The organism is Desulfarculaceae bacterium, from assembly GCA_020444545.1.
GTDB lineage: Bacteria > Desulfobacterota > Desulfarculia > Desulfarculales > Desulfarculaceae > Desulfoferula.
Genome location: JAHLKT010000007.1, coordinates 1 through 10000, shown reverse-complemented (window position 1 = coordinate 10000; position 10000 = coordinate 1). Strand labels below are relative to the sequence as shown.

The following is a 10000-nucleotide window of genomic DNA, read 5'->3' as shown; positions in this document are numbered from 1 at the left end:
TGGTGTTCCTGTTGTCGCGCCAGCGGCACCGCAGGGTAGCTACGTTCGGAAGGGATAACCGCTGAAAGCATCTAAGCGGGAAGCCCCCTCCAAGATAAGATTTCCCTCCTCTTCGGAGGCTGAAGGGCCCTTGAAGACTACAAGGTTGATAGGCCGGAGGTGTAAGTACAGTGATGTACTCAGCTGACCGGTACTAATAGCCCGTGAGGCTTGGTCACTTTTAATTAAGCTCGCGAATCCAATAATGCGGGCTTGGTCAAAACTCTGTATCAGCAATTGAAAAACGTGCTTGTCGCTTTATTACTATTGTCACAGAACTCAGTTTCCGGTGGCTATAGCGAGAGGGAAACACCCGTTCCCATCCCGAACACGGAAGTTAAGCCTCTCAGCGCCGATGGTACTGCATTTTTCAAATGTGGGAGAGTAGGACGCCGCCGGTTTTATCTCAAAGCCCCCGCTAGCATCAGCTAGCGGGGGCTTTCTTTTGGGGCGCGCCTGCTTGTCAGCCATCTTTTGGTTTATATTGCGGCAGTCATAGGGACTGCAATTAACGCATGCTGATAATCAGTAAAATTAGCCCTGCAAGCGACACTGCACCAAGCAAGCGCTCCCTAGGCATGGTCCTTTCACTTCTCGTAACCAAATATGGTGTAATCGTACCAGGTGTTGCCGGTTAAATCCGGGACCCCCTTGCCAGTTTTTTTACCCTGGGGGTAGTGCAACCTCCTTACGAAAGACTGCTCGATCAAGCCCATTTGATCGTTTTCATTTTCCCTTAAGACCGCGGTGACCCCGCGAATCAGCATTTTACTTATGGCAATAGCTGCAGTGACCTGAGGGTTTGTTGCCTTGTTGAATATCTTCAGCAGGTTGCTGGACAAAGAATCGATTTTGTCATCCGGCAAAATCTTATCGATCATTTCGCCAAAGTCGCGGATATCTTCGTCGTCCTCGACAATCAACATGGTCCAGTCCAGTGTTTCAGGGAGGGTGTCTGAGCTTGCAACAATCTTTCCAGTATCCCCGAAATTGAAGATATGATCCGTTTCGACGTTTTCAATCTTAATGCCTTCCCATTTCGCGAGTATGGTCTTGCCCATCTCACGAATGATTTGCTGCTTGTCCGCAAATTCCTTGGCATCTTTTAAGGTGTCAAGCTCTGGCAGAGACAGTCTGCCGTCATTGGCAAAGCTATATATCTTTACCTCGGCTGGGCTGAACCATTCGAACTTATTGTGTATTTGGATGCGGTCCAAAATGAGATAAAAAGGCATTTGATCCCCCTTTTCCCTTGGCGTAGCTCGCCAATGTTTTTGGCCAGGCTAAATGCCTAGCCTTGAGTGCATGATCGATTCGATCTGAGTGGGGCAAGTGAAAAGAGAAACCCCGCGTGAATAGAATCCTTGTCGCCCCCCCAACCAGTATCCCCACACACAACCCCCCTCCCGCTCAAAGCGGTTGGGGGGCAGGCGCGGCCCTGTCAATCAAAGTTGTGTTTCTAGGATGCCTAAACCCTATTTTTTTACTCCCTTTTGTGTCAAGCGGAGATTTCCGGGCCGCTTTGCGGTAGTAGAATGGGAAGAGCAACCAACAACCCCGGAGGCCCCATGTCCTTTCCGAGCAATCTGAGCAACGGATTCGCGGCCGGCGCCCTGGGCGGGCTGGCCAACGCCCTGGCGGTGTGGCTTTTGGGAGCGGCTGGGGTCACCGCCATGTTGGGGGTGGGCATCGCGCCCGCGCTGAGCCAAGGGATGATCTACCAGCGCATGGTATGGGGCGGCATCTGGGGCATCGCCTTTTTGCTGCCCCTTTTGCGCGGCTCGCTGTTTTGGCGGGGGCTGGTCATCAGCCTGGGGCCCACCCTGGTGCAGCTGTTGGTGGTGTTCCCCTACCAGGCGGACAAAGGCATGTGGGGCCTGGAGCTGGGCGCGCTCACTCCGGCCTTGGTGGTGCTGTTCAACGCCATATGGGGGTGGGTGGCCGCAGCTTGGATGAAGGCAGCGGGCAGGTGAGGACGGCTTCGCCTGACGCCTGATTGCCGGTCCGCGAGCTTTAGCTAAACGCAGCCTCGTCAGGCGCGATCAAAAATTTTCAACAGATTAGCTTGCCGCTAGGGCCGTCCGGGGTCCAGCCAGCAGCAGTAGAACTTGCCCTGCCAGGAGAAGCACTTTTGCCCGGGCGGGCATTTGTCGGTGACGCAGCTGGGGTTGGCGGTGCAGGTCAGCGGCGCGCCGGGGAAATCGATGAACCACACCCCGTCTTCCAGATAGCCCTGGTAGCTCCCGGCCTGCACCTGACCGCGCACCCCCTTGTAGGGGTTCAGGTTGCCCAGCACCGCGTCCGCCTTCACCCGGAGCACCGCGAACAACACCGCCTTGTTGCCCTTGGCGGTGAAGCTCACCTGCTTGGGCGTCACCTTCAGATCGCCCACCCCGCTCTGCTTCCAGGAGCCGAACTTGCCGCCCTCGGACACGGTGAGGGTGTAGCGCTTGCCGCGCTGGAGGCCATCAAGGCGAAACTCGGTCCAGGCCAGGGCCGGTGCGGCCACGAGGAGCACCAGCAACAGGGCGGCGAGGGGGCGCAACAGACGGACCATCATCACTCTCCAGTGCGGCGGCCGCCCGGGTGGCGCGGCCTATTTAGCTTGGGCGGACAGCCAGGCCTGGTAGCGCTTCCAGCCGGGACACCAGCCGGTGTGCCAGCGCCACAAGCGGGCCAACAGGCCTCCGGGATTCTGCTCGGCCTTGTTGCGCCATTTGCACTTGGCGCAGGGCGGCTCCGCGGCGGGCGGCTTCATGATCTATCCTCCAAGGCCAATTCTAGCAGCCTATCGATGAGCGAAGCAAAGCTCATGCCCGCGGCGGCCGCGGCCTGGGGCAGCAGGCTGGTCTCGGTCATGCCGGGGATGGTGTTGGTTTCCAGGGCGAAGGGCCCCTCGTCGGTGAGTATGAAGTCGGTGCGCGAATATCCCCTGAGGCCCAGGGCGCGGTGGGCGGCGATGCCCAGCTCCTGCACCCGGGCCGTGGTTTCGGGGTCCACCTCGGCCGGGCAGACCTCCCGCGAGGCGCCGGGGGTGTACTTGGCCTCGAAGTCGAAAAACTCGTGCTCGCCGCCGGGGATGATCTCCACCAGGGGCAGGGCGGTCAGCTCACGGTTGCCGATCACTCCGGCGGTCAGCTCGCGGCCGACCATGAGGCGCTCGGCCAATACCACCCGGTCCTTGGCAAAGGCCTTTTCCAGGGCCGGGGCCAGCTCATCCTCTCGGTAGACCAGGGAGATGCCGAAGCTGGAGCCCTCGCGGGCCGGCTTTATCACCAACGGCAGCTCCAGCTCCCTCAGGATGCTCCAGGCCGGGTCGTGGTCCACCCCGCGCCGGAAGACCCTGTCCTCGGCCACCGGGATATTGGCGGCGCGGAAAAGCTCCTTGGCCCGGGGCTTGTCCATGGCCAGGGCGCAGCCCAGCACCCCGGCGCACTGGTAGGGCAGGCCCACCAGGTCCAGCAGGCCCTGCAAGCGGCCGTCCTCGCCGCCCGGTCCGTGCAGCATCACCAGGGCCACGTCAAAGTCCTTGGCCTCGGCCACCAAGCGGCCCAGATCCTCGGCCGGGTCGAAGACGCTCACCGAATGGGGCAGCTCGGCCATGGCTTTTAGGCAGGCCTTGCCGGACTTGAGGCTCACGTCACGCTCGCTGGAGGTGCCGCCCATGATCAGGGCAACTTTTAGGGGGCGGGTGCTCACAGTTTTTCTTGCCAATGCTTGGAAACGTCGGCCGGGCCGCGTCCCTGGTCGATGTGGCTGAATATTTCGGCTTCCACCTGGCGGGCCCGCTCCAGGCCCGTGCCGATGCGCGCCTCCAGGGCCGGGTCGCCCCGGCCGTAGCGCTGGGTGATGTAGGCGTAGCGCTGGCCCAGGGTGCAGAGCTGGTCGTGGGTCACGCGCTTGTCCGCGTAGTTCACCACCATGGTCTCGTCCAGGGGATGCTCCGGGGGCAGCACCACGTGCAGTTTCACCAGATAGGCCAGCTCGGGGTAGCCCAGTTCGCCCAGGATGCGGGCCCCCTCGTCGTCGTGGCGGCACTTCTGGCCCAGGCAGGGAGTCTTGGCGATGTCGTGCAACAGGGCCCCGGCCTTGACCGCCTCGCGGTTGAGCACCACGCCCGACTCGGCCAGCCAGTCGGTGACCAACAGGGCCACCCCGCTCACCACCCGGGAGTGCTCCCGGATGTTGTCCAGCATGGCGAAGTCCTCCCAAAGCTGGGCGATGCGCCGGGGGGAGGGCAGGGGGGTTTCGGGGGTGAAGCGAGCCGGGCTCTCAGCCAAGGCGCACCTCGATCTTTCCCGAGGCGTCGGCCCCTTTCAGCGAGCCGATGAAGCCGCGCAATAGGCCCGAGAGCATGGTGGCCACGAAGGCGTTCACCGGCAGCTCCTGGCCGTCGATGGTCACCACCGCCTTGTCGGCCGCCGGGGTCACCGGGCGTATCTTTTCTTGAATAAAGGCCAGCACCGCCTCGGGGTCGTCGGCGTCGATCACCGGCAGCCCGGCTTCCTCGCCGCCGCCGCCCCGGCGGGCGATGGCCAAAAGCTCGCCGCCCGGGGGCAGGATGGGCGCGGCCCCGGGGGCCACCACCTCGATCTTGGGGATGCCCGCCGTCTTGAAGCCCTCGGCGATCACCAGCTCCAGCCCGCCCATGAGCCGGGCGGTGAGGGCGCGGGGACCGGCCCCGCCCAGATGGGGGGCCTCCAGCCACACCCCGCCGGGATGGGCCAGGCCCACCCGGTCGGCCCCGGCCGCGGCCAGGCGGGCGCTGTCCTTGCCCTCCCACTCCGCAGGGGTGGGCACCGCTTCGCCGTGGCCGTGGTGCTTGAGCACCCCCACCTTAATTCCTTGGGCCTTGATAAGGGGCAGCAGCTTTGCCACCAGGGTGGTCTTGCCGCTGCCCGAGGCCCCGCAGATGCCGACGACCGGGATCAATCGCTTACTCCGGTTTGGTGTAGGTCTTCACCTTGACCTTCCCGTTGATGAACTGGAGGTTGATGGTGCCGTGCTCGTCTTTCCAGGTGGCCGAGGTGCCGGACACACCCCCCAGGGACATGCCGCTGCTCTCGCTGGGCTCGCCCAGGAGCGCGATGGCCTCCTTGAGGGTCATGTTGATCTTGATCTTGTCGTAGGTCTCCTGGTCGTAGCTGGTGCCGCAGGCGGCCAGGCTCAGAGCCAAGGCCAGGGCCAGCAAAAGGGCCAGGATGGGGCGGGCGCGACGAATTTTCATGGCCGTTTCTCTCCATTGCGCGGGCAGGGGGCGCGGACCGGGAAGGCCTTCCCCAAGGATAGGCGTTGGAGCCGGGGCGGTCAAGACACGGGGAGCTTGTGGCCGGGGCCGGGCTGTGCCAAGCTGGAATCAAGGCCCGCCCTTTGCCAGCCACCCGCGCCTTGCGAGGATAGCGTCATGTCCCGAGTCCTGTGCCTTTGCCTGCTCGCCCTGTCCCTGGCCCTGCCGCCCGCCCTGGCCTCGGCGGCGGACCTGGTGTTCCACAACCACAGCGCCAAGCCGGTCAGCGTGACCCTCATCTCCCCCTGCGGCCAGGAGGAGCTGATTTTGGTGCAGGTGGCCAGCGGCAAGCCCACCAGCTACGACCTGCCGGTGTGCAAGAAGAACGGGGCCAAGCCCAAGTCGGTTCATATGGCCGTGTTCGACCAGCGCCACACCATGCCCGGCTTCATCGCCATGTCCATCGCGGCCAAGGCCTATGTGCGCCTGCCCGCCCTGGTGAGCATCCAGCGCCAGGACTGCAAGGAGTGCGACACCCGCTACAAGCTCAACTGGATGCCCCAGCCCAAGCAGTAGCCCCCGCCCCGGGGGCCGCCTACATCGCCAGGTCTACGCCCTTCCGCCCATCCTCGCGGCCCCTCCAGGGGGCGGCAGGCAAGGCGCGGGCGAACGAGCGGCGCAGGCGTATATGCCAATACGCCGAGCCGTGAGTGAAGCCCGCAACGCCGCATCCCGCCGCCTGGGGGGCCGCCTACAATAATAGAAGCAAGCTCAAGGCCATGAGGGCCATGCCGCCTATCAGGCCATAAATGCACAGATGATGGTGGCCGTAGGCCTCGGCCGTGGGCAGAAGCTCGTCCAAAGAGATGAAGACCATGATCCCGGCCACCCCCGCGAAGGTGACCCCCATGAGGGTGGGGCTGAACAGGCTTTGCAGCAGAAGGAAGCCCACCAGGGCCCCGGCAGGCTCGGCCAGGCCCGAGAGGAACGAGTAGAAGAAGGCCTTCCTCCTGCTGCCGGTGGCGTAGTAGATGGGCACGGCCACGGCCACGCCCTCGGGGATGTTGTGGATGGCGATGGCCACCGCGATGGCCAGGCCCAGGGCGGGGTCGGCCAGGGCGGCGGTGAAGGTGGCCAGGCCCTCGGGGAAGTTGTGGATTCCGATGGCCAGGGCGGTGAACATGCCCATGCGCTTGAGGCGCCCGTCCCCGGCCGGTTGCAGGATGTCCTGGGGCAGGCGCGCCTCGTGGGGGTTGTCCGCCTCGGGCACCAGGCGGTCGATCAGCGCGATAAAGCCGATGCCGCCAAAAAAGGCCGCCGCCGAGGCCCAGGCGCCCGGCCCCTCGCCCAGGCTGGCCGAGAGCATCAGCCGCCCCTTGCCCAGGATCTCCACCAGCGAAACATAGATCATCACCCCGGCCGAAAAACCCAGGGCCAGGGCCAAAAGGCGGGTGTCGGTGCGCTTGGCCAAAAGCACCGAGGCGCTGCCCAGGCCGGTGGCCAGTCCGGCCAAGATGGTCAGGCCAAAGGCCAGGCTGAGGTGTTCCAGGGGAATGACGGGCCTCCCGCGCGACAAGGGTTTGGCCCCATTATAGCGCCCCGGGCCCGATGCGCGAGCCCGGTCTTGCCCGGCCGCCACCGCTCTGCTAGAAAAGGGGCATACTATATTAAAGGCGGAGGCGATTTAATGGACCGCAAGATCATGCGCGCGCTCATCAGCGTGACCGACAAGGGAGGGGTGGTGGAGTTCGCCAAGGCCCTTTCCGATATGGGCGTTACCGTCATCTCCACCGGGGGCACGGCTAAGGCCATCGCCGACGGCGGGGTGAAGGTAACCGGCATCAGTGAGATCACCGGCTTTCCCGAGATGCTCGACGGCCGGGTGAAAACCCTGCACCCCAGGGTGCACGGCGGCATCCTGGCCCGCCGCGACGACCCCAACCACCGGGCCCAGCTGGCCGAGCAGCACATCGCCACCATCGACCTGGTGTGTGTGAATCTCTACGCCTTCGAGGCCACCGTGGCCAAAGAGGGCTGCACCTTCGAAGACGCCATCGAGAACATCGACATCGGCGGCCCCTGCCTGATCCGGGCCTCGGCCAAGAACTGCGCCGACGTGACCGTGGTCACCAGCCCGGCCGACTACAGCCTGGTGCTGGCCGAGATGCAGGCCAACGACGGCTGCACCACCCTGGCCACCCGCAAGCAGCTAGCCGCCAAGGCCTTCCGCCTGACCAACCGTTACGACGGGGCCATCGCCGACTATCTGGAGAAGCAGGTCTAGGCATCATTATCAACCCCGGGTCCGCCAAGGAGACGAGAATGAAAAAGCTGTTTTCACTCGCTGCCCTTCTCCTGGCCCTTTCCCTGGCCTTTGGCCTAACCGCCTTGGCCAAGCCGCCGGGAGGCATCCCGCCGGGCCAGGCCAAGAAGATGGGAGCCGGCTCCCCCGGCGGCGGCCCCCCGCCCTGGGCCCCGGCCCACGGACAGCGGGCCAAGCACCAGTACCGCTACTATCCCGGCGCCCAGGTATACTTCGACTCGGGCCGGGGGCTCTACTTCTGGCTCTCGGGCGGCGGCTGGCAGGTGGGGGCCAAGCTGCCCGGCGGCATCAGCATCGGCGGCTCCTACGTGAACCTGGACATGGAAACGGCCAAGCCTTACCAGTGGCACACCCAGGTGCTCCTGCGCTACCCGCCGGTCAAATAGGAAACCAAACCGGGGCCGCCGCGAGGCGGCCCCACAGACGAGACGAGGACAAGGGACAAATGAAGGTACTGGTCATCGGCAGCGGGGGGCGCGAACACGCCCTGGTGTGGAAGCTGGCCCAGAGCCCCACGGTGGACGAGCTCTACTGCGCGCCGGGCAACCCGGGCATGGCCGGCGAGGCGGATTGCGTGGATCTTAAGTCCGACGACATCGCCGGGCTCAAGCAGTTCGCCCTGGACAAGGGCATCGGCCTGACCGTGGTAGGCCCCGAGGCCCCCCTGGTGGACGGCCTGGCCGACGAGTTCGAGGCCGCGGGCCTCACCGTGGCCGGGCCCAGCGCCTACGCCGCCCAGCTGGAGGGCTCCAAGTCCTTCGCCAAGGACGCCATGACCCGCTTCGGGGTGCCCACCGCCGGGTACAAGGTCTTCACCGACCCGGACGAGGCCAAGGCCTATGTGCGCCAGGCCAACCGGCCCCTGGTGGTCAAGGCCGACGGCCTGGCCGCGGGCAAGGGCGTGTTGCTCTGCAAGAACGTGGCCGAGGCCGAGGAGGCGGTGCACTCGGTGATGGTGGCCAAGGACTTCGGCGCGGCCGGCGACAAGTGCGTGGTGGAGGAGTTCCTCACCGGCGAGGAGGCCTCCTTCCTGGTCTTCAGCGACGGCGAGACCATCGTGCCCATGCCCTCCAGCCAGGACCACAAGGCGGTGGGCGAGGGCGACACCGGCCCCAACACCGGCGGCATGGGCGCCTACTCCCCGGCTCCGGTGGTCACCCCCGAGATCGAGCTCAAGGCCATGGAGCAGGTGATCAAGCCCATGATCTCGGGCATGGCCTCCGAAGGCCATCCCTTCAAGGGCATCCTCTACGCCGGGCTCATGGTCGACGAGGACGGCGAGCTGGGCGTCTTGGAGTTCAACGTGCGCTTCGGCGACCCCGAGGCCCAGCCCCTGCTGGTGCGCCTGGAATCCGACCTGGCCGACATACTACTCAAGCTGGCCCAGGGCAAGCTGAGCGAGGCCGAGGTCAAATGGTCCTCGCGCCCCAGCGTGTGCGTGGTGCTGGCCTCGGGCGGCTACCCCGGCAAGTACGCCACGGGCAAGCCCATCAGCGGCCTGGAGAACGCCGCGCTCTGCGGCGGGGTCACGGTTTTCCACGCGGGCACCAAACTGGACCAGGGCACCCTGGTCACCTCCGGGGGGCGCGTATTGGGCGTAACCGCCCTGGGCGACACCGTGGCCGAGGCCATCGAGCACGCCTACGAGGCGGCGGACCTCATCTCCTGGGAGGGCGTGTACATGCGGCGCGATATCGGCCACCGGGCCCTGGCCCGCGAGGGCGGCCCCAAGGACGGCCCCCTAGTGGGCGTGGTCATGGGCTCGCCCAACGACCAGACGGTGATGGCCGCGGCGGGAGAGGCCCTGGCTTCCCTGGGCATCCCCCACGAGATGCGGGTGATGAGCGCCCACCGCACCCCGGCCGAGACCGCGGCCTGGGCCCAGAGCGCGGCGGGGCGGGGCATCAAGGTGCTCATCGCCGGGGCGGGCTGGGCGGCCCACCTGGCCGGGGCCCTGGCGGCCCAGACCGACCTGCCGGTGATCGCGGTGCCCATCGATTCCAGCCCCCTGAGCGGCATGGACGCCCTGTTGGCCTCGGTGCAGATGCCTCCGGGCGTGCCCGTGGCCACGGTGGCCATCGGCAAGGGCGGGGCCTTCAACGCGGGCGTTTTGGCCGCGCAGATATTGGCCCTGAGCGACCCGGCCGTGGCCCAGCGCCTGGCCGCGCGGCGCAAGGACATGGCCGCCAAGGTGCTCAAGGCCGACAAGGAGCTCAACAAGGGCTAGGCAAGCCGCTCAATAGCAAGCCGAACCGGCCGGTCCCCATGCGGGGCCGGCCTTTTTCATGCGGCAAATACAATTTTCCGGCTGCGGCGGCACGCCGCCCGGCAGCTCCAGGCGTGGCATCCCCCGGCCTTCCACCGGGAGCAACGGTGGCTGGCCAGTGCTTCAGCTTAGCCGACCCGCTTTG

Annotated in this window: 13 protein-coding genes and 2 rRNA genes (1 of these 15 cut by a window edge); 7 read left to right on the top strand and 8 right to left on the bottom strand. The window is 65.4% G+C overall.

All coding sequences use genetic code 11. The annotated features are described in order from the left end of the window. Together KQH53_17720 and rrf are read left to right on the top strand one after the other, a co-directional pair. A 23S ribosomal RNA gene (locus tag KQH53_17720) occupies positions 1-218 on the top strand (it extends 2791 nt beyond the left edge of the window). 106 nt (positions 219-324) lie between these two features. Then, positions 325-440, top strand: a 5S ribosomal RNA gene (rrf, locus tag KQH53_17715). Positions 441-626: 186 nt separating this feature from the next. Here the strand turns inward: rrf and KQH53_17710 are convergent. Then, positions 627-1274, bottom strand: coding sequence for a hypothetical protein (locus KQH53_17710; GenBank protein ID MCB2228522.1), 648 nt, complete (start codon positions 1272-1274; stop codon positions 627-629). A gap of 333 nt (positions 1275-1607) precedes the next feature. Between KQH53_17710 and KQH53_17705 the strand changes: the two genes are divergently transcribed. Next, on the top strand, positions 1608-2012 hold the full coding sequence (locus tag KQH53_17705) for a hypothetical protein (GenBank protein MCB2228521.1): 405 nt from the start codon (positions 1608-1610) through the stop codon (positions 2010-2012). A 98-nt stretch (positions 2013-2110) separates the two neighbouring features. Here KQH53_17705 and KQH53_17700 read toward each other — a convergent pair whose 3' ends face one another. The 6 genes from KQH53_17700 to KQH53_17675 are packed head-to-tail and all read right to left on the bottom strand — an operon-like array spanning position 2111 to position 5266. Next, positions 2111-2596 carry a hypothetical protein gene (locus KQH53_17700; GenBank protein MCB2228520.1) on the bottom strand — a complete coding sequence of 162 codons (486 nt, stop codon included), beginning with the start codon at positions 2594-2596 and terminating at the stop codon, positions 2111-2113. A 39-nt stretch (positions 2597-2635) separates the two neighbouring features. Further along, a complete protein-coding gene (locus KQH53_17695; GenBank protein MCB2228519.1) occupies positions 2636-2797 on the bottom strand; it encodes a hypothetical protein in 162 nt (53 codons plus the stop codon). After that, positions 2794-3738, bottom strand: coding sequence for a D-alanine--D-alanine ligase (locus KQH53_17690; protein MCB2228518.1), 945 nt, complete (start codon positions 3736-3738; stop codon positions 2794-2796). Before KQH53_17690 ends, KQH53_17695 begins: the two co-directional genes overlap by 4 nt. Further along, positions 3735-4319: an HD domain-containing protein gene (locus KQH53_17685; GenBank protein ID MCB2228517.1), complete on the bottom strand. Its 585-nt coding sequence runs from the start codon at positions 4317-4319 to the stop codon at positions 3735-3737. The genes KQH53_17690 and KQH53_17685 overlap by 4 nt, the downstream gene beginning before the upstream one ends. Further along, positions 4312-4971, bottom strand: a complete 660-nt coding sequence (gene mobB / locus KQH53_17680; protein ID MCB2228516.1) for a molybdopterin-guanine dinucleotide biosynthesis protein B — start codon at positions 4969-4971, stop codon at positions 4312-4314. Before mobB ends, KQH53_17685 begins: the two co-directional genes overlap by 8 nt. A gap of 4 nt (positions 4972-4975) precedes the next feature. After that, entirely contained in the window at positions 4976-5266 is a 291-nt protein-coding gene (locus tag KQH53_17675) for a hypothetical protein (GenBank protein ID MCB2228515.1), read from the bottom strand. 177 nt (positions 5267-5443) lie between these two features. Between KQH53_17675 and KQH53_17670 the strand changes: the two genes are divergently transcribed. Then, complete coding sequence (locus tag KQH53_17670; GenBank protein ID MCB2228514.1) at positions 5444-5842, top strand: hypothetical protein; 399 nt, start codon at positions 5444-5446, stop codon at positions 5840-5842. A 175-nt stretch (positions 5843-6017) separates the two neighbouring features. Here KQH53_17670 and zupT read toward each other — a convergent pair whose 3' ends face one another. After that, the gene (zupT, locus tag KQH53_17665) at positions 6018-6842 is read right to left on the bottom strand and encodes a zinc transporter ZupT (GenBank protein MCB2228513.1); all 825 of its coding nucleotides are present in this window, start codon (positions 6840-6842) and stop codon (positions 6018-6020) included. Between the two features lie 111 nt (positions 6843-6953). Here zupT and KQH53_17660 point away from each other — a divergent pair, with 111 nt between their 5' ends. The 3 genes from KQH53_17660 to purD are packed head-to-tail and all read left to right on the top strand — an operon-like array spanning position 6954 to position 9816. Then, positions 6954-7550 (top strand): IMP cyclohydrolase, encoded by a 597-nt coding sequence (locus KQH53_17660; GenBank protein MCB2228512.1) that lies wholly within the window; start codon positions 6954-6956, stop codon positions 7548-7550. A gap of 38 nt (positions 7551-7588) precedes the next feature. Further along, on the top strand, positions 7589-7975 hold the full coding sequence (locus KQH53_17655) for a hypothetical protein (GenBank protein MCB2228511.1): 387 nt from the start codon (positions 7589-7591) through the stop codon (positions 7973-7975). A gap of 59 nt (positions 7976-8034) precedes the next feature. After that, entirely contained in the window at positions 8035-9816 is a 1782-nt protein-coding gene (purD, locus tag KQH53_17650) for a phosphoribosylamine--glycine ligase (protein ID MCB2228510.1), read from the top strand. Positions 9817-10000 lie beyond the last annotated feature (184 nt).